Source organism: Gammaproteobacteria bacterium (assembly GCA_034522055.1).
In the GTDB taxonomy this organism is placed as follows: Bacteria; Pseudomonadota; Gammaproteobacteria; order JAABTG01; family JAABTG01; genus JAABTG01.
The window spans coordinates 1808064-1827018 of the sequence record JAXHLS010000002.1; the positions used below are offsets into that span (position 1 = coordinate 1808064).

Below are 18955 nucleotides of genomic sequence, written 5' to 3' on the forward strand. Positions count from 1 at the left end.
CTCGGGAAAGGCCGTATACCTCCACACCTTCACGGAGGTTGTTACACCAATCGACGGGTTATGCTAGCAGCGTAATTGCTGCATCGCAACATACGCGGTGCCGGTTACGGGAGGGCGCTGGGTTGCCGATGACAGGCAAACCCATAGCCCTGTTATGGTGAAAAGCCGGCGGCTCGTTTCTAGTATGCGGCTATGAATCTTGAAGATCTGGTGGAGACTTTCGATTTCCTGGGGGACTGGGATGCCCGCTATGAATTCATCGCCGAACTGGGCGAGAAGGCGCCGGGGCTGCTCGAGGATGAGAAGACTCACGACACCCAGGTCCACGGTTGCATGAGCAACGTGTGGATCGTGGGCAATCGGCGCGGCCCGGAGGATCCTGCCATGACCTTCCGGGTGGACGGCGAGGCGCCCATCGTACGGGGTCTGGCGACCCTGCTCGCCATCATGTACGAAGGTCGCAGCCCGGAAGAAGTGGAGGCCTTCGATGCCGACGCGATGTTCGACCAGCTGGGGCTGTTCGACCACCTCAGTCCCCAACGCCACGTGGGCATGTATGCCATGGTCCAGCGGCTCAGGGACATCGCCCGCAGTTGTGAGCCCAAAGAGGTGGTCTGAGGGGCGGCCATGGCCCAGGGGCCCTTTGTAGCGCCGGAACCACGATTATTCATCTGGAAAGCCACAAATACTTAATATTTTCCATATTTTTGCGTTATGCTTGCCTGCAAGTACTGTGTAGGGCGGTTTGGCCGTGCTTAGGGATGGCGCCGCGCCGTAAAGTAGCTTAAATAAGTTTTAGAATCTTCAAGCAACTAGAGGGAGAGCCTCAATGATAGCAACAAAGAAATTCAACAAGGCGGTAATGATTTCCGCCGCGGCCTTCGGCTTGGCCTTCACCGGCCAGGTGGTCGCGGAGCCCACCTACCTCGGCGTCGGCAAGGACGGCATCCCCACCAATGCCTACGGAGAATGCTGGGAAGTGAAGGGTGGACGCACCTCCCCCGAGTGCGCTGGTATCATGCCGGACGGCGACGCGGACGGCGACGGCGTGCTGGACAGCAAGGACCGCTGCCCCGGTACCCCCAAGGGTGTGGCCGTGGACGCGGTGGGTTGCCCTCTCGATAGCGACGGCGATGGCGTACCGGACTACAAGGACAAATGCCCCGGCACCCCGCGGGGGACCCCGGTGGATGATCGCGGCTGCCCCCTGGACAGTGACGGCGACGGCGTGACCGATGCGCTGGATCAGTGCCCCGGTACCCCGAAGGGCGTGAAAGTGGACGCCGTCGGTTGTGAGCAGGCCATCGTGCTCGGCGACGTCAATTTCGACCTCGACAAGGCCACCCTGACCACCGCCGGCAAGGCGGCGCTGGACAACATTGCCAGCAGTCTCGAGTCCAGCAACTTCAAATCCGCGACGGTGGTCGGTCATACCGATAGCACCGGTACGGCGGACTACAATATGGACCTGTCCGAGAAGCGCGCGGTGAATGCCATGCACTACCTCATCGACAAGGGCGTGCCCTCCAGCAAGCTGAAGGCCGAAGGCAAGGGTGAATCCATGCCCATGGCCGACAACAGCACCAAGGAAGGGCGGGCCAAGAACCGTCGCGTGGAGTTCAAGGTCAGCCGCTGAGGGGCAGATCCTCGGCAGTGAATCAAACGGCGCCCGCGGGCGCCGTTTTTTTGTCTTGAATGGCCGTTCGCGCCGTCCGGTGATATTGAATGGCGGTGGGGCTTCACATTCCGACAGAATGGACTAGAATAAAGCCTCGTTTGTATCGATACCCACTGGCTAAGGAAGGCTGGGGCGTTGTGCGGCCTTCCTTTAATTACAAAAGGATGCTGCCATGAAAAAAGGACTCGTACTCGCCTCTCTGCTTCTCCCCGCCGCCCCGGCTACCGCCTCCGACCTCATCATCACCGGGATCATGGACGGGCCCCTGTCCAGGGGTACGCCCAAGGCCGTCGAACTGTTCGCCCGCTCGGATATCGCCGACCTCTCCATCTATGGATTCGGCAGCGCCAACAACGGCGACGGCAGCGATGGACAGGAATTCGCCCTGTCCGGGGACGCCGCGGCGGGCGATTTCCTCTACATCGCCAGCGAGGCCACCAACTTCAACGCAGTATTCGGCTTCGCGCCGGACTTCACCACCACGAGTGCCACTGTCAACGGCGACGACGCCGTGGAGCTGTTCCGTAACGGTATGGTGGTGGACGTCTTCGGTGAGATCGACGTGGACGGCGATGGCCAGCCCTGGGAATACCTGGACAGCTGGGCCTATCGCCAGTCCGGAACGGGCCCTGACGGCAGCGCCTTTGCCATCGCCCATTGGGGCTTCGGCGGGGTGGACGCCCTCGACGACCTGGATGCGGCGGCCACCGCCGCGGCCGTGCCCTTCGGCACCTTCGCCGTGGCCCCGGTCCCCGTGCCCGCAGCCGTTTGGCTGCTGGGGAGCGCCCTGTTGGGCCTCATAGGCCTTCGGAGTCGTCCGCGAAACGGGTGATGCCGGATGCGCGGGCCCCCGAAGCTTCTGCCCTCACTCCAGGGACAGGATGAACTTCCACTGCTCGGGGGTCACGGGCATCACCGACAGGCGGTTGCCCCGGCGCACCAGGGGCATGTCCGCCAGTTCGGGGTGATCCTTCAGCTCCGCTAGGGGGATGGTGCGTTTGGTCTTGCGCACGAACTTCACGTCCACCAGATACCAGCGCGGGTTCTCGGGGTCGCTCTTGGGATCGTAGTGGTGGTCTTCTGGATCGAAGGCGGTGGCGTCGGGATAGCTCTTGCCGGCCACCTCGGCGATGCCCGTGATGCCCGGCACATCGCAGTTGGAATGGTAAAAAAAGATGCGGTCACCCTTCTTCATCTGGTCACGCATCATGTTGCGAGCCTGGTAGTTACGCACCCCGTCCCAGGGTTCCGTCTGGTGGGGCCGGGCCTCCAGGTCGTCGATGCTGAACTCGTTGGGCTCGGACTTCATCAACCAGTATTGCTTGGCCATGGTGCGGGGCTCCGGCGTTTGGTGGTTCAGGAGGATGGCGTGGGCGGTGGCGCCGGGAACAGCCGCAGTTCCCGTTCCGTCACGATGCCTGACAGGGGCACGTCCCAGGGTTGGGCCGGCAGGGCCTCGACCTCCTGGAAGGCGTGGGCGACTCCCAGGATGATGGGGCGCCGCCAGCGTCGCCGGCGGCCGAGGTAGGCGAAGGTACGATCGTAGAAGCCGCCTCCCATGCCGAGGCGATTGCCCGCCCCGTCGAAGGCCACCAGAGGGGTCAGCACCACGTCCAGGGACTGCAGGCGCCGCCGCCGGCGCGGGTGGACCCGCGGCTCCGGGATGGCGAAGCGGTTGGGTCGCAGGCGGTCGTGGCGCCGGTAAGGGTAGAACCAGAGTCGCTTGCCGAAGAGCACGGGCAGGTAACAACGTTTGTGCATGCGCCACAGGCGCCCGATGAGGGGCACCAGGCTCATCTCACCGTCGTTCGGCAGGTAGACGGCGATATGGGAGCCGTTGCGTACGGGGCCATGCGCCAGCAGTCGTCGTGCCACCCGATGGGCATGCCGTTTCGCGTCCATGGGCGTGAGGGCACGCCGCCGGGCGCGTATCTCGCGGCGAATGGACTGGCGGATATTCATGACCGGATGCCGCTGCAAAATGGAGCAAGGGCGATGGAAGTGCCCCCCGTAGGTGTCGTCTGGGCCCTGACCCTTGAACCAGTGGTTCAAGTGGGGTTAGGAGTATGGCGCTTCAGGCTTTCCGCTCTGAGACGGACATGCTCAACGGCACCATGACCCAAGACCCCAGGGGCAGTTAATTAGGCTCAAAGGGTTGCTTAAGCCCTTCGCGAGCACCACAGGGGGCTACTCGGAAGGTACCTCTTTTAACCCTGGTTGTCACCCCGCAGTGTGGAATCAATGCGGTCGGTGAGACGCCGCAGGCCGCCATCCACCGTTGCGGCGTATTCGTCCAGGGACGCCCGGTTCTGCAGCAACTCGTGGGCGAGGTTCAGCGCGGTGATGACGGCGATGCGTTCGGTGCCGATGACCTTGCCGCTGTCACGCATCTCCCGCATCTTGCCATCCAGGAAGCGGGCCGCGGCGGTCAGCGCCGCTTTCTCCTCTTCCGGGCAGCCGACGAGATAGTCCTTGTCCAGGATCTGTACGCTGATGGGTTTCGGCTGGTCTTCCATCTCAGAGCTCCATGGACTTGAGACGGGAGATCATGGATTCGACACGTGAGCGCGCCTGTTCGGATTTCTCGATGAGGGCGGCCCGCTCGGTGATGAGATTGCCTTGTTGCTGGCGCAATGCGTGGTTCTCTTCCTGCAGCCGGCGATATTTTTCGATCAGCAATTCTATGCGTTTTTCGAGGGCTTGCAGGTCCTCGTTTTCCATTGGCGTCAAACCCTGTTAACTCTCATGGCGATACACGCCACCCGAAATGATGAAAGCGGAGCGCGTATCGCCATGTTCGTTCCCTCACCCCATCCCTCTTCCAGAGGGAGAGGGGGAGTTCGTGCTTCGCGACTTTCACGTTAATGAATGCATAGAAGCGCTTCGAATGGACGCTCCGCGATCCCGGGCGACCCGAATTTGTCAGTGAATATAGAGGGATTCGCGGGGTGGGTCAATTGCTTGCGTACTGTTTTTACTAGGGTTTGTGAGGTGCTTTTCAGGTCGGAAGGCCCCTTTCGGGATTGCGCCGCCATTGCCCCCCGGCGGCCAAGTGGTAGCATGACACCCAAAGCACAGAGGTGATGAATGAGCGATAAACAGACGCCGGCCCACGCCCAGGTGAGCGCCGCCCTCGATCGGGTATCTTCTCCCGTCAGTGCCTCCGGTTGCCACGGTCTCATGTGCGGGATCCTGAGCATTCGGCCTGCCGCCCGTCCCGAGTCGTGGTTGGGGGAGGTGATGCCCGATGCCGATCCGGCGGATCTCCTGGTGCAGGAAAGTAGCCAGCTCCTTCAGCTGCTGTTCGATCACGCCAGGGACGTGCTCGCCAGCCCGGAAATGGGCTTCACTCCCCTGCTTCCGGGCGACGACGAGCCCCTCCTCCAGCGCAGCCGCGCCCTCGCCGAGTGGTGCGACGGGTTCCTTTATGGCCTCGGCCTCGGTGGTTACGATGGCGGCGCGGACCGGCACCCCGAGGAGCAGGAGTTCGTCGCCGATCTCCATGAGTTCACCAAGATCGGTGCATCCCAGGGCGGCGAGGCGGATGAGCAGGCCCTGGTGGAGCTGATCGAATACATTAGAATCGGCGTATTGATGATAAGCACCATGCCGGCCGCCGCCGGCGGGCAGACGAATACCCTGCACTGACCCAGACGGAGAGCGTTGATTCCGTGGACCGCAAAGAGTTTGCCCGCCGGCGCAAACGCCTCATGGACCTCATGGGCGAGGACAGCATCGCCGTGCTGCCCACTTCGCCGGTGCGTCCCCGCAACCGCGATGTGGAGTACCCCTTCCGCCCGGACAGCGACTTTTACTACCTCACGGGCTTCGCGGAACCCGACGCCGTAATGGTGCTCATCCCCGGGCGTTCCGGGGGCCAGTACCTGATGTTCTGTCGCGAGCGCGATCCCGACAAGGAGCAATGGGACGGTTATCGTAGCGGGCTGGAGGGCGCGGTGGCGTCCTACGGTGCCGACGATGCCTTTCCCATCGGCGACCTGGACGACATCCTGCCCGGCCTCATGGAAAACCGCGAACGGGTCTACTACGTCATGGGCGTGTATCCGGACTTCGACCGCCGGGTCATGGACTGGGTCAACCGGGTGCGCTCGCGGGCGCGGGCCGGTGTCAATGCACCGGGGGAATTCGTGGCTCTCGACCATCTCATCCACGAGTTGCGTCTGTTCAAGAGCAAGGCGGAAGTGAAGGCCATGCGCCAGGCCATGGCGGTTTCCTGTGCCGCCCATGTGCGCGCCATGCAGGCGTGCCGGCCGGGCATCAAGGAGTATCAGCTCGAGGCCGAGCTGATCCACGAGTTCATGTCCGGGGGGGCCCGCTCCCCCGCCTATCCTTCCATCGTCGGCAGTGGCGCCAATGCCTGCGTCCTGCATTACATCGACAATGCCGATACCGCCCGCGACGGCGAGCTGGTGCTCATCGACGCCGGCTCGGAGTTCGATTACTACGCCTCGGACATCACCCGCACCTTTCCGGTCAACGGGCGTTTCAGGCCGGCCCAGCGGGCCCTCTACGAGGTAGTGCTGGAGGCGCAGAAGGCCGCCATCGACAAGGTCCGCCCCGGTAACCACTGGAACGATCCCCACGAGGCGGCGGTGGCGGTGATCGCCGAAGGTCTGAAGGACCTCGGCCTGGTGAAGGGCCGCCTGAACAAGATAATCGCCGACGGCACCTACAAACCTTTCTACATGCACCGCACCGGCCACTGGCTGGGCATGGACGTGCACGATGTCGGGGACTACAAGGTGGAGAATGAATGGCGCCTGCTGGAGCCCGGCATGGTGATGACCGTGGAACCCGGTGTCTACGTCTCCGCCGCCCACGCCAAGGTGGCCCGGAAGTGGCACGACATCGGCATCCGCATCGAGGACGATGTGCTGGTGACCGCCGACGGCAGCGAGGTGCTCACCGCGGCGGCGCCCAAGGAGATGGATGACATCGAGGCTACCATGGCGGGCGGAGCCTGATGTCCGGGTTGGATGCCGATGTCATCATCGCCGGCGGCGGCCTGGTGGGGGCCAGCCTGGCCACCGCGCTGGCGGGCCAGGGGCTCAGGGTGACCGTCATCGAGGCGGTGCCCTACGGCGGCGACGATCACCCGGGTTTCGATGACCGGGTCATCGCCCTGGCCTACGGCTCGATGCGGATCCTCGACGGCCTCGGGCTGTGGCGGGAACTGGCGCCGGGAGCCACTCCCATCCGGCGCATTCACATCTCCGATCGCGGCCATTTCGGCGCCACCCGTTTGACGGCCCGCGAGGAGGGCGTGCCGGCCCTGGGTTATGTGGTAGCCGCCCGCGCCATGGGGCGAGCCCTGGAACGGGCCCTCGGCGCGGGCGGCGTGCGAGTGGTGGCGCCGGCCCTGGTGGTGGCGGTGACGCCGGAGGACGATGCGGTAGAGGTCACGGTGGAGAGCGGCGGCGAAGAGCTGCGGTTGCGGGCGGCGTTGCTGGTGGCCGCCGACGGTGGAGAATCCACCGTGCGTGCCGCGCTGGGCATCGGTGCGCGCACCCGGGACTACGGCCAGTCCGCGGTGATCGCCAACGTGCTGCCCGATCGCCCCCACCAGCAGACGGCGTTCGAACGGTTCACCGACACCGGTCCCCTGGCCTTGTTGCCCATGCCCGACAATCGGTACGCCATGGTATGGACGGTGGCTCACCGCCAGGTGGAAGATCTGCTCGCCCTGTGCGACACGGACTTCCTGGCGGCCCTGCAGGAGCGCTTCGGTGCGCGGGCCGGGCGCTTCGTGCGCACCGGCAGCCGCGCCGTTTACCCCCTGCGGCTGATCCGGGCGCGGGCGCAGGTGGCGGCGCGTGCCGTGGTGATCGGCAACGCCGCCCATACCCTCCACCCGGTGGCGGGCCAGGGCTTCAATCTGGGGTTGCGGGATGCCGCCGCCCTGGCGGAGACCGTGGTGGATGCCCGCCGCCGCGGCGTGGACCCCGGCAGCCCGCAGGTGCTCCGTTCCTACGCCCGGTGGCGCGGTGCCGACCAGAACCGCGCCGCGCTGTTCACGGACGGTCTGGTGCGGCTGTTCTCCCACCCCTTCCCGCCCCTGGCCCTGGCGCGCAACCTGGGCCTCGTGACCCTGGACCTGCTGCCCGCCCTCAAGCACGGCCTGGCCCGCACCACCATGGGCCTCGTGGGGCGGCAGTCGCGGCTGGCGCGGGGGCGTTCGCTATGATGGTGCGGCGCCACGAGGTAGCCGTCGTGGGCGGCGGCATGGTGGGGGCGTCCCTGGGCCTGGCCCTCGGCCGGGCGGGTTTCGACGTGGTGATGGTGGAGTCTCGGGAGCCGGAGTCGGAGCCGGTCCCGGCAAAAGGTCCCTTCGACAACCGGGTCAGCGCCATCAGTCGTGCCAGCGAACGCCTGTTCCGCCACTTGGGGGCCTGGGACGCCATGGCGGAGGCCCGTATCGCGCCCTATCAGGCCATGGAGGTCACGGACGTGGCGAGCGGTGCGTGTATACGCTTCGACAGCGCCAACATCGGCGAACCGGACCTCGGCTGCATCATCGAGAACAGGGTCGTGGTGGCCGCCCTCGAAGCCTGCATCCGCGAGCTGGACAACGTGACCTGGCGGCGGCCGCGGCGTGTCCGCCAGCTCGGGGAGTGTGTCGACGGCAGCCGTATCCTGACCCTGGACGAAGGCGAGGTGCAGGCCGGTCTGGTGGTGGGGGCCGACGGCGCCCATTCTGTGGTGCGGCGGTTCGCGGGGATCGCCGACGGCGCCTCAGACTACGGGCACCATGCCCTGGTGGCCACCGTTCGTCTGGAGAAGTCTCACGATGATGTGGCCCGCCAGTGGTTCCTCGAGGACGGACCCCTGGCCCTGTTGCCCCTGCCCGAGGCCCATACCTGTTCCATCGTCTGGTCCACGGTGCCCGAGGCGGCGGCCGAGTTGGTGGCTTTGGAAGAGGGGGAGTTCCTGGAGCGCCTCGGCGCGGCCACCCAACAGGGTCTCGGCCGTCCCCTGACGGTGACGGGACGGGCGGTGTTCCCGCTGATACGGCGCCACGCGGAACGCTATGTTGCATCGTGTCTGGCCCTGGTGGGGGATGCGGCCCACACCATCCATCCCCTGGCCGGCCAGGGGGTGAACCTGGGCCTGCTGGATGCCGCTGCCCTGGCGGAGGTGCTGGTGGCGGCCCGCGAGGCCGGCCGGTCCCTGGGTGGCGAGGCGACCCTGCGCCGTTACGAGCGCTGGCGGCGGGGTCACAACCGGGTCATGCAGGGGGCCATGGCGGGGTTCAAGGGACTCTTCGGCCTGTCTATCACCCCGGCGCGTGTGGTGCGCGGCCTGGGCATGGCGCTGTTCGATCGCGCCGCACCCGTTAAGAACGCCATCATCCGCCAGGCCATGGGCCTCGACGGCGACCTGCCCGCCCTATGCCGGGCCGCAAGCTCGGCCCAACCTGCAGGCTCTACCGACCTCCAGGAAAAAGAAGGTTAACCACGAAAGACGCGAAAAAACGCGAAAGTATCTGTAGGTTGGGGTGAGCTTGCGAACCCCAACGGGTATTCGCGAAATTCATGGTCATGTTGGGGTTCGTTCCTCACCCCAACCTACGGGCCTGTCGGGCTGAAGCCCGACCTACAGCCCGACCTACACATTACCCCCACCGCCCGTTCCTTTGGCACGGATGTAGGTCGGGATTCATCCCGATAATCAAACTCGCCGCGCATACCGCGGGCCGGGCCGGTGCCATCCGCTAGCGTTGGGTGTCGGGCTGAAGCCCGACCTACAGCCCGACCTACACATCACCCTCACCGCCCATTCCTTTGGCACGGATGTAGGTTGGGATTCATCCCGACATTAACGCCCGCCGCGCACGCCACAGGCCGGGTCGGTGCCACCCGCCAGCGTTGGGTGTCGGGCGTCGCGGCCACCCCGTTACGGGAGAGCTGCTCCTCTCGTTGCCTACACTTCTTCCCGGCCTTTCCCCTTTTCGCGTTCTTTTGCGTTTTTCGTGGTTCAACTGCTTTTAACAAAAAAACCCCGTGCGGCTTGGCCGGCACGGGGCTTGGAGGGCGGGATGGCTTAGGTGCGGCGGCGTGCCACGCTTAGCAGACCCAACAGGGCGGGGCCCATGAGCCACACTGCCGCCGGCAGGGGCACGGCGCTCACGCTGTAGGCGGTGGTGGTGCCACTCACCTCGTTGGTGACGATGAGCAGGGGGTTGCCCGTGGGGCTGTCGCCGGCGGCCACGAAGGCCAGGCCCTCGGGGCTGACGTCGAAGCCGTTGAACAGGTGGGATACGAACTGCGGCGCATTGGGATCGGTGATGTTATAGACCACCACGCCGTTGGTGCGCTCCAGGCCCACGAAGGCATAGGTCTTGCCGTTGAGGATGCCGATGGTCAGACCCTCGGGCTCCGGTCCCTTGTCGTCGCTGCGGTTCTCCGCGAAGGTGCCGTCGGCCAGGGTGATGTTCTCCAGGGCGTCGGCGCTGTCCCACACCAAGTTGCCGTCGCCGTCCCAGATGGAGAAGGAGCGGGCGCCGAAGGCCAGCAGCTCGTCCAGATCGCCGTCGCCGTCGGTGTCGGCGGTGGTGGTGGTGCGCAGGCGCCCGAGGTTCTCGTCGGCCTGCCAGTCGGTCCCCAGGGAGGCCGTCAACAGGGCATCCAGGGCCGGGTCGATGGCCTCGTCGCCGATGCGGGTCTCCTCTGAGAAGCCGTCGTAGTCCCGGGCGTCACCTTCGTTGGCGGTCACGAAGTAGGTCTCGCCACCCGCCTCGTAGCTGGCGATGGTGTCGGGCTGGAACATGCCCTTCACCGGCCAGTTCTGGAAGTTGCCTTCCACGCCGTCCCGGTTGCTGGCGTCGATCTGGTTGGCCGGGTCGATGAAGTCCTTGGTGCCGAGGCCGCGGATGGCGGTGACGGTGGCCGAGGCGATGTCCACCACGGCCACGGCGTTGTTCTCCTGCAGGGTCACGAAGGCGGTGGCGCCATCGGGGGAGACGGCGATGTATTCGGGCTCCAGATCCTGAGCGACGCCGGCACCGGGGCCGAAGATGCGCACCCCGGCGTTGTTCATGTCGGCGGCCGAGAAGGCGCCGAAGCCGGCGGTGGTCACGGTGGCTCCGGCCACGCCGCCACTGATGTCGATGATGCTGATGGAGCCAACGGGATCGTTGTCGAAGTCGTCATTGGGCTCACCTTCGTTGGCCACCAGCACGCGATTGCCGTCGGGGGTGAAGGTGACCATGTCGGGCAGGGCGCCCGCCGTCACCGCGTTGAGGAAATTGCCGTCGGTGTCGTAGAACTCCACGAAGCCATTATCCTGCTTGTTGGCCGCCTCCACGGCGACGGCCACGATGCCATTCCTCACCGCCACGCTGTTGGGCCCGCCGCCGAGGGCGATGGACGAGATGCTGGTGATGTCGCCGCTGGTGTTGGCGTCGAAGTAATCGAGCCGCCCGAGTCCGCCGTTGGTGACGAATACCCGCCCGCTGGCGGCGTCGAAGGCCCCGATCTCGGCGCCACCGTCGAGGCTGCTTCCGGCGGTGCCCGAGGCCCAGGCCCGCCACAATTCACTGAACACCAGCTCGTTGGTAGGAATAGGGGCTGCGCCCTGCGCCGCGACGGCGGGGGCCAGCACCAGGGCAGCGATGACGGCTTTGCGTACCTTGTTCATGACGGCTCCTTCGTGAATTCATGGGGAATCGATAAGAACCATCATTAGAGTGCATGGGTATGACCAGCCCATGGCGAGCAGATGACGAAACGGTTACGGCTGTCCGCTCTGCCACCTGGGGTGGCATCGCGCCATGCAAACGCGTCGATATCGTCACACGTCTGCCGGGGCCCGTTGGGGTGCGCAAGCGCACCCCACCCTACGGGCTTGCCCCGGGCCATGGGATAGTGAGCAGGCTTGTAATAGATGTCTCACGGAGGCGCAGAGGCACGGAGAAAGACAGATGGCGGGGCCTGTATGGTGGCCTTGGCGAAAGCCCATCCATGTACCCACAAATTCAGCGGGGGAATCAAAAGCCCTGAGGGGGCCGGTGCTTCAGACCTTGGGCAGGTTCCTGCCGTAGAAGATGTCCGCCATCTCGCGCTTGAGGCGCCTCTCGATGGACTGCTGTTCCCTGGCGGGAAGCTGGCCCTTGTCGATGGCGAAGAGGTAATCGTCGAGATCGAAACCCTTCAGGATCATCTTGGTGTGAAACAGATTCTCCTGGTACATGTTGGTGTCGATCATCTGATAGCGGGCCTTGGTGTCGCGGGCCAGATAGTTCTGGATGGAGTTGATCTTGTGGTCGATGAAATGCTTCTTGCCGTGGACGTCCCGGGTGAAGCCCCGCACCCGGTAATCGAGGATGACGATATCCGATTCGAAGGAATGAATCAGATAATTCAATGCCTTGAGGGGTGAAATGCGGCCGCAGGTGGAGACGTCGATGTCGGCCCGGAAGGTGCTGATGCCGTTATGGGGGTGGCTCTCGGGGTAGGTATGGACGGTGATGTGGCTCTTGTCCAGGTGGGCTACCACCGCGTCGGGCAGGGGCCCGGGGGACTCGGAGTTGGAGACGTCCACGTCCTCCACGAATTCTTCGGAAATCAACATGGTGACGCTGGCGCCCTGGGGCTCGTAGTCCTCGCGGGCGATGTTGAGGATGGTGGCGCCGATGATGTTGGCCACGTCCGTCAGGATCTGGGTCAGGCGCCGGGCGTTGTACTCTTCGTCGATATAGGCGATGTACTCGCGCCGTTCCGCATCGCTCTGGGCATAGCAGATATCGTAGATGTTGAAGCTCAGGGTCTTCGTCAGGTTGTTGAAGCCATGGAGCTTGAGCTTCTTGCGCTTGGTCATTCCACCGTTTCCGCTTATGGTTCGTTCGATCCGCGGATTATCCAGAAAACGCGGGGCCGGATACAGTGCCAGGCGGGGCGTCTCGTATTGATGGCGCCCGTATGCGAATATTCCGGGCCAATATTGCGCACCAACATCCCGGCTGTCGCTACCATCCTGCAACCTCGACGGAAAGGCCAATATGACCTCTGAAAGCGACGCCAGCGTGGCCCGGCTCCAGGACACGGCCTATCAGCTGGCCCGCCTGAGACACCGCTACACGCTGGTGGCCGGCCTTGCAGTCGTGGCGGTGATGGTGGCCCTGGGCGCCCTGGCCCTGGCCGTCCAGCTGGCTCTTCAGCCCCAGCAGCGGGCCGGCGCCTTCGTGGTGGAGGACGCCGACGGCAATGCGGTGGCCCGCCTCGGTCTTAGCAGTGAGGGCCAGCCCGCCCTCTACCTCTATGACGGTGAGAATCGCAACCGCATGTGGTTCGGCCTCGCTGCCAGCGGGCAACCGCAGCTCATGCTGGCCGATGCCACGGGCCAGGCCCGCATCTCCCTGCTGTTGGATGACGAGCACGCGGGACAGGCCCGGCTCTATCTGCGGGACGAGGAGGGTCGGGATCGCCTCGCCCTGGGGCTCGCCGACGGCGGTGGCCCCGCGGCGGTGTTTAGCGATGAGGAGGGCCAGCCTCTGCTGGCCCTGCCGTCCTCGGCCGGCGCCACTCCCGAGGAGCGCTGGGCCAACTACAATGCCGCGGGCACCCGGGCCCTGGTTCAGGGACGCCTGGCGGAGGCCGAGCGCTTCTACGCCGCCGCCGTCCAGGAGGCCCGCGCCCTCGGGGCCGAGGATCTGCGGGTGGCGGCCTCCCTGAACAATCTCGGCGCCTTGTATGTCAAGGCCAACCGGTTGGAGGATGCCGATCGGGTCTATCAGCGCTCCCTGCAGATGCGCCGCAAGGCCCTGGGCGAGCACCATCCCCAATTGGCCCAGAGCCTCGCCAACATCGCCTTTCTGCGCCGGGCCCAGGACCTGCCGACCGAGGCCGAGGAACTCTACCGGCAGGCCATCGCCATGTGGGAGCGCCTGGACGTCCGGGACGACCCGCGCCTGGCGGGCACCCTGGCGGGCTTCGCCGAGTTGCTGGAGGCGCGGGGCGAGGAAGATGAAGCACAGGCCCTAAGGGCGCGGGCGCAGGCCATCCAGGAACGGGCCGCGGCCGCCGAGGCCGGCGGCGGTTGAGCGGCCGCCGCCGCTGTCACCACCCAACCGATGGCACCATGGGCGCCCGGTGCAAAGCGCAGGGGCTTCAATCCGTGCCGGCCTGGACCGGCGGCGTCCGCGGTTGCCCTTCCTGGTCGGGCTCGGGGGTGGTGACACTCGAGTTCTTGTCGGCCGTCACCTCCAGCAGGAAGGCCATGAAGGCCTGGGCGATGACGGGCAGGCGTTTGCCGCGCCGGTAGACCACGTACCATTCCCGGCGGATGGGAAAAGACTCCACGTTCAATACCTTGAGCTGACCGGTCTCCAGTTCCGTGCCCACGGTATGCAAAGACACCACGCCGAGGCCGAGGCCGGCCTCCACCCCCTGTTTGATGGCCTCGTTTGTATTCATCTCCATACCCGTGGCGAAGGAGATGTCCCGTTCCGTGAAAAAGCGCTCCATGGCGGTGCGGGTGCCCGATCCGGCCTCCCGTAACAGGAAGCTCTCGTCCCTGAGTGCCGACAGGGGAATGTCGTCCATCCCCGTCAGACGATGGCCGGGCGGTGCGATCACCACCAGCGGATTCTCCATGAAGGGGGTCCATACCAGGTCGCGGGTGTCGGGGGGGCGGCCCATGAGCACGATATCGGTGCCGTTGTTCTCCAACAGGTTGAGCAGGCCCTCCCGATTGGTCACCTCCAGGCGCACCTGCACCTGGGGGAAGCGCTGGCAGAAATCCCCCAGTAGCCGGGTGGCGAAGTAGTTGACGGTGCTCGCCACCGCCACCTTCAGCCGCCCTCCGGCCGTACCCTTCACCTCGTTGATGACCTGATCCGCCTCCTCCAATTGCTGGCTTATATTACGGCTGTAGCGGAACAGTTCCCGTCCCACCTCGGTGAGGTAGAGCCGTTTGCCGAGCTGCTCGAACAGGGGGGCGTCGATGTTGGCCTCGAGCTGTTTCACCTGCATGGACACGGCGGGCTGGGACAGGTGCAGCTCCGCGGCGGCGCGGGTGAAACTCAGGTGCCGGGCCACGGCTTGGAATACGTCGAGCTGTCGAAGGGTGCAGTGCATGGTAGGACTATAACAATAACCTTATGCAACTTATCAATAATCGTGAATGTGTCTTATAGATAAACGCACTATACTCTGTGTCCGAGGATGGCTATAACCCCACAGATTGACAGGGTTGGCCATTACGGTCCTACAGACGGCACCGGGATTCGAACCCGGGCCACATAAAGATGGAGTAATCTCATGGCAAAGACCTACAGCGCGGGTGTTAAGGATTATCGCGAAACCTACTGGATGCCCGAATATACCCCCCTGGATACCGATTTACTGGCCTGTTTCAAGATCACCCCTCAGCCGGGCGTGCCCCGCGAGGAGGCCGCCGCCGCCGTGGCGGCCGAGTCCTCCACCGGCACCTGGACCACGGTGTGGACCGACCTGCTGACCGACATGGACTACTACAAGGGCCGTGCCTACTCCATCGAGGACGTGCCCGGCGACGACGAGTCCTTCTATGCCTTCGTCGCCTACCCCATCGACTTGTTCGAAGAAGGCTCGGTGGTGAACGTGTTCACCTCCCTGGTGGGCAACGTGTTCGGCTTCAAGGCCCTGCGCCACCTGCGCCTGGAGGACGTACGCTTCCCCATCGCCTACGTCAAGACCTGCGGCGGTCCGCCCCATGGCATCCAGGTGGAGCGCGACATCATGAACAAGTACGGCCGTCCGCTGCTGGGTTGCACCATCAAGCCCAAGCTCGGTCTGTCGGCCAAGAACTACGGCCGCGCGGTCTATGAATGCCTGCGCGGCGGTCTGGACTTCACCAAGGACGACGAGAACGTCAACTCCCAGCCCTTCATGCGCTGGCGCCAGCGTTTCGACTTCGTCATGGACGCCATCCACAAGGCCGAGAAGGAGACTGGCGAGCGCAAGGGCCATTACCTGAACGTCACCGCCCCCACCCCCGACGAGATGTTCAAGCGTGCCGAGCGCGCCAAGGAGCTGGGCGCCCCCATCATCATGCACGACTACATCACCGGTGGATTCTGCGCCAACACCGGCCTGGCCGACTGGTGCCGCGACAACGGCATCCTGCTGCACATCCACCGCGCCATGCATGCGGTTCTCGACCGTCATCCCAAGCACGGCATCCACTTCCGCGTGCTGGCCAAGATCCTGCGTCTGTCCGGTGGCGACCATCTGCACTCCGGCACCGTGGTGGGCAAGCTCGAAGGCGACCGCGAGGCCACCCTGGGCTGGATCGATATCATGCGTGACTCGTACATCAAGGAAGACCGCACCCGCGGCATCTTCTTCGATCAGGACTGGGGCTCCATGCCCGGCGTGTTGCCGGTGGCCTCCGGCGGTATCCACGTGTGGCACATGCCCGCCCTGGTGACCATCTTCGGCGACGACTCCGTGCTGCAGTTCGGCGGCGGTACCCTCGGCCACCCCTGGGGTAACGCGGCCGGTGCCGCGGCCAACCGCGTGGCCGTCGAGGCCTGTGTGGAGGACCGCAACAAGAACGGCAACGAGGGCCTGGAAAAGCGTGGCGGCGACGTGCTGCGCGAGGCCGCCAAGTCGAGCCCCGAGCTGGGGGCCGCCATGGAAACCTGGAAGGAGATCAAGTTCGAGTTCGATACCGTGGACAAGCTGGACGTGGCCCATAAGTGATTCGCTTCGCGAATCGTTGGTAGCAGCGGTGGCGGCCGCGATGGGGGCCTCGCCCCTGTCGCGGCGGCCACCCCACCGGACAGTATTCAGGGCGCCCCGGCGCCAGACCCTAAATTCGAGGAATTAACAAATGAGTGACATGCAAGACTACAGTTCACGGCTTTCCGACCCCTCCAGCCGCAAGTTCGAGACCTTCTCCTACCTGCCGGAACTGTCCAAGGAGGACATGCGGGCCCAGGTGCAGTACATCGTGGACCGCGGCTGGAACCCGGCCCTCGAGCACACCGAGCCCGAGAACGCCTTCGACTATTACTGGTACATGTGGAAGCTGCCCATGTTCGGCGAGACCGACGTGGACCGCATCCTGGCCGAGGCCGAGGCCTGCCACAAGGCCAACCCGGACCACCACGTGCGCCTCATCGGCTATGACAATTACGCCCAGTCCCAGGGCACGTCCATGGTGATCTTCCGGGGCCCCATCAAGGTCTGAGCCGGTCAGGATCAGAAGTGCCGAGGGTCCCTGCTCCGTCCCGCGGGGCAGGGGCCCTTTCTTTACGAATTTTGAATTTTGAATTATGAATTGGGGAGTGGCAACGTCCTGGATATTCCAGTTTGGAATTCACAGTTCTAAATCAGTCCTAATTTTAGGGAGTGCGAGATGAGCGAAAGCGAGCAAGAAAAATACCTTGTCAAGGATGAGCCCTATTACCGGCCGGTGAGCAACGAGGTGGAACTCTACGAGGCGGCCTACGGTGCCCGCATGCCGGTGATGCTGAAGGGCCCCACGGGGTGCGGCAAGTCACGCTTCGTGGAGTACATGGCCTACAAGCTCGGCAAGCCCCTCATCACGGTGGCCTGCAACGAGGACATGACGGCCTCCGACCTGGTGGGCCGCTTCCTGCTCGATGCCAACGGCACCCGGTGGCAGGACGGCCCCCTCACGGTGGCGGCCCGCATCGGCGCCATCTGTTATCTCGACGAGGTGGTGGAGGCCCGCCAGGACACCACGGTGGTGATCCATCCCCTCACGGATCACCGCCGGGTGCTGCCGTTGGAGAAGAAGGGCGAGGTGGTGGAGGCCCATCCGGACTTCCAGATCGTCATCTCCTACAACCCCGGCTACCAGAGCCTGATGAAGGACCTCAAGCAGTCTACCAAGCAGCGCTTCGGCGCCCTGGACTTCGACTATCCCGGCGCCGACATCGAGGCCGAGATCGTCAGCCACGAGGGTGGTGTGGATGCCGAGGTGGCGGCCAACCTGGTGCAGGTGGCCCAGCGCTCCCGCAACCTCAAGGGCCACGGCCTGGACGAGGGCATGTCCACACGGTTGCTGATCTATGCGGGCCAGCTCATCGGCAAGGGCATCGACCCCGTGGCCGCCTGCCAGATGGCCCTGGTGCGCCCCCTCACGGACGACCCGGACATGCGGGACACCCTGGACGCCGCCGTGGGCACCTTTTTCTGATCATGGCCGCGGGCGGTATGGAACGCGCCCTCGAAGGTGCTCTCTATGCCAGTCGCTGGCTGCTGGCGCCCATCTACCTGGGCCTCAGCCTCGCCCTGCTGCTGTTGGGCATCAAGTTTTTCGAAGAGGTGTTCCACATCTTCCCCGCCATCATCGGCATGAAGGAGGCGGACCTGCTGCTGGCGGTGCTGACCCTGGTGGACATCGCCCTGGTGGGCGGCTTGCTGGTGATGGTGATGCTGTCGGGCTACGAGAATTTCGTGTCCGCCATCGACATCAGGGAGGGCAGCGAGAAGCTGGCCTGGCTGGGCAAGCTGGACTCTGGCTCCCTGAAACAGAAGGTGGCGGCCTCCATCGTCGCCATCTCCTCCATCCACCTGCTCAAGGTGTTCATGAACGCCCAGCAAATCCCCGACAGCAAGCTCATGTGGTACGTCATCATCCACATGACTTTCGTGCTCTCCGCCATGGGCATGGCGTTCCTGGACCGCATGAACCGGCACTGATGTCTGACCGGCCCACAGGCGGCGATCCGGTGGCCCATCTGCGGGCGGATATCGTCTTCGAGGCGCGCCTCAAGGGCCGGCCCCTGACCTTCCGTTCCACCTGGGGCCTGTTCTCGCCCCGGGAGGTGGACGAGGGCAGCCGCCTGCTGCTCGACCACCTGGAGGTGGAGGACCATCATGATTGCCTGGATGTGGGCTGCGGCTACGGGCCCCTCGGCATCACCCTGGCGGCCCTGGCCCCGCGGGGCCGTACCCTGCTGGTGGACAAGGACTTCGTGGCGGTGGATTACGCCCGGCGCAATATCCACGGCAATGGCCTGGCCAACGCCGAGGCCGTCCTGAGCAATGGCTTCGGGGCGGTGGGAGACCGTTGCTTCGACGTGGTGGTCTCCAACCTGCCGGCCAAGGTGGGCAAGGAGCTGCTGTCCATCCTGCTTCACGATGCCCGCCGCCATCTCAGGCCGGGCGGCCGCCTGTGCGTGGTGACGGTGAGCGGGCTGCGGCGATTCATCGAACGCAATCTCAAGGACGTGTTCGGTAACTACGACAAGCGCAAACAGGGCGCCCACTACACGGTGGCCCTGGCCACAAAACAGGACTAGAC

The 18955-nt window shown here is 64.8% G+C and carries 20 protein-coding genes and 1 other RNA gene; 13 read left to right on the forward strand and 8 right to left on the reverse strand.

Translation table 11 applies throughout. The features are described 5' to 3' along the window. The first annotated feature begins 192 nt into the window (after positions 1-192). The 3 genes from U5S82_08845 (at position 193) to U5S82_08855 (ending at position 2510) form a co-directional block, all read left to right on the forward strand. Entirely contained in the window at positions 193-618 is a 426-nt protein-coding gene (locus U5S82_08845; protein ID MDZ7751754.1) for a SufE family protein, read from the forward strand. 211 nt (positions 619-829) lie between these two features. Continuing rightward, positions 830-1636: an OmpA family protein gene (locus U5S82_08850; GenBank protein MDZ7751755.1), complete on the forward strand. Its 807-nt coding sequence runs from the start codon at positions 830-832 to the stop codon at positions 1634-1636. 214 nt (positions 1637-1850) lie between these two features. Beyond that, the gene (locus tag U5S82_08855; GenBank protein MDZ7751756.1) at positions 1851-2510 is read left to right on the forward strand and encodes a hypothetical protein; all 660 of its coding nucleotides are present in this window, start codon (positions 1851-1853) and stop codon (positions 2508-2510) included. Between the two features lie 33 nt (positions 2511-2543). Here U5S82_08855 and U5S82_08860 read toward each other — a convergent pair whose 3' ends face one another. From U5S82_08860 to U5S82_08880, 5 genes are all read right to left on the reverse strand, one after another. Further along, positions 2544-3008 (reverse strand): EVE domain-containing protein, encoded by a 465-nt coding sequence (locus U5S82_08860; GenBank protein ID MDZ7751757.1) that lies wholly within the window; start codon positions 3006-3008, stop codon positions 2544-2546. 26 nt (positions 3009-3034) lie between these two features. After that, a complete protein-coding gene (locus U5S82_08865) occupies positions 3035-3640 on the reverse strand; it encodes a 5-formyltetrahydrofolate cyclo-ligase (protein ID MDZ7751758.1) in 606 nt (201 codons plus the stop codon). Between the two features lie 39 nt (positions 3641-3679). Further along, positions 3680-3867, reverse strand: a non-coding RNA gene (ssrS, locus tag U5S82_08870) — 6S RNA. Between the two features lie 18 nt (positions 3868-3885). Next, a complete protein-coding gene (locus tag U5S82_08875; GenBank protein MDZ7751759.1) occupies positions 3886-4194 on the reverse strand; it encodes a cell division protein ZapA in 309 nt (102 codons plus the stop codon). A 1-nt stretch (position 4195) separates the two neighbouring features. Next, on the reverse strand, positions 4196-4399 hold the full coding sequence (locus U5S82_08880) for a TIGR02449 family protein (protein MDZ7751760.1): 204 nt from the start codon (positions 4397-4399) through the stop codon (positions 4196-4198). Positions 4400-4765: 366 nt separating this feature from the next. On the opposite strand from U5S82_08880, the gene U5S82_08885 reads away from it, so the two are divergent. Genes U5S82_08885 through U5S82_08900 form a run of 4 tightly spaced genes read left to right on the forward strand, consistent with a single transcriptional unit; the run spans position 4766 to position 9151 of the window. Continuing rightward, complete coding sequence (locus U5S82_08885) at positions 4766-5326, forward strand: YecA family protein (protein MDZ7751761.1); 561 nt, start codon at positions 4766-4768, stop codon at positions 5324-5326. 23 nt (positions 5327-5349) lie between these two features. After that, positions 5350-6663 carry a Xaa-Pro aminopeptidase gene (gene pepP / locus U5S82_08890; GenBank protein MDZ7751762.1) on the forward strand — a complete coding sequence of 438 codons (1314 nt, stop codon included), beginning with the start codon at positions 5350-5352 and terminating at the stop codon, positions 6661-6663. Next, positions 6663-7883, forward strand: coding sequence for a 2-octaprenyl-6-methoxyphenyl hydroxylase (ubiH, locus tag U5S82_08895; GenBank protein MDZ7751763.1), 1221 nt, complete (start codon positions 6663-6665; stop codon positions 7881-7883). Before pepP ends, ubiH begins: the two co-directional genes overlap by 1 nt. Next, positions 7880-9151: an FAD-dependent monooxygenase gene (locus U5S82_08900; protein MDZ7751764.1), complete on the forward strand. Its 1272-nt coding sequence runs from the start codon at positions 7880-7882 to the stop codon at positions 9149-9151. Before ubiH ends, U5S82_08900 begins: the two co-directional genes overlap by 4 nt. A 588-nt stretch (positions 9152-9739) precedes the next feature. Here U5S82_08900 and U5S82_08905 read toward each other — a convergent pair. Further along, the gene (locus U5S82_08905; protein ID MDZ7751765.1) at positions 9740-11335 is read right to left on the reverse strand and encodes a choice-of-anchor I family protein; all 1596 of its coding nucleotides are present in this window, start codon (positions 11333-11335) and stop codon (positions 9740-9742) included. A 375-nt stretch (positions 11336-11710) separates the two neighbouring features. Continuing rightward, on the reverse strand, positions 11711-12514 hold the full coding sequence (speD, locus tag U5S82_08910; GenBank protein MDZ7751766.1) for an adenosylmethionine decarboxylase: 804 nt from the start codon (positions 12512-12514) through the stop codon (positions 11711-11713). A gap of 181 nt (positions 12515-12695) precedes the next feature. Between speD and U5S82_08915 the strand changes: the two genes are divergently transcribed. Then, on the forward strand, positions 12696-13736 hold the full coding sequence (locus tag U5S82_08915; protein MDZ7751767.1) for a tetratricopeptide repeat protein: 1041 nt from the start codon (positions 12696-12698) through the stop codon (positions 13734-13736). 67 nt (positions 13737-13803) lie between these two features. On the opposite strand, the gene U5S82_08920 is transcribed toward U5S82_08915, so the two are convergent. Next, positions 13804-14772, reverse strand: coding sequence for a LysR substrate-binding domain-containing protein (locus U5S82_08920; protein ID MDZ7751768.1), 969 nt, complete (start codon positions 14770-14772; stop codon positions 13804-13806). 183 nt (positions 14773-14955) lie between these two features. On the opposite strand from U5S82_08920, the gene U5S82_08925 reads away from it, so the two are divergent. The 5 genes from U5S82_08925 to U5S82_08945 all read left to right on the forward strand — a co-directional run bounded on the left by U5S82_08925 (position 14956) and on the right by U5S82_08945 (position 18953). Continuing rightward, positions 14956-16380, forward strand: a complete 1425-nt coding sequence (locus tag U5S82_08925; GenBank protein MDZ7751769.1) for a form I ribulose bisphosphate carboxylase large subunit — start codon at positions 14956-14958, stop codon at positions 16378-16380. Between the two features lie 130 nt (positions 16381-16510). Then, positions 16511-16870 (forward strand): ribulose bisphosphate carboxylase small subunit, encoded by a 360-nt coding sequence (locus tag U5S82_08930; protein MDZ7751770.1) that lies wholly within the window; start codon positions 16511-16513, stop codon positions 16868-16870. A gap of 168 nt (positions 16871-17038) precedes the next feature. Next, a complete protein-coding gene (locus tag U5S82_08935) occupies positions 17039-17845 on the forward strand; it encodes a CbbQ/NirQ/NorQ/GpvN family protein (GenBank protein ID MDZ7751771.1) in 807 nt (268 codons plus the stop codon). A gap of 17 nt (positions 17846-17862) precedes the next feature. After that, a complete protein-coding gene (locus tag U5S82_08940; GenBank protein MDZ7751772.1) occupies positions 17863-18351 on the forward strand; it encodes a TIGR00645 family protein in 489 nt (162 codons plus the stop codon). Further along, complete coding sequence (locus U5S82_08945; protein MDZ7751773.1) at positions 18351-18953, forward strand: methyltransferase; 603 nt, start codon at positions 18351-18353, stop codon at positions 18951-18953. Before U5S82_08940 ends, U5S82_08945 begins: the two co-directional genes overlap by 1 nt. Positions 18954-18955 lie beyond the last annotated feature (2 nt).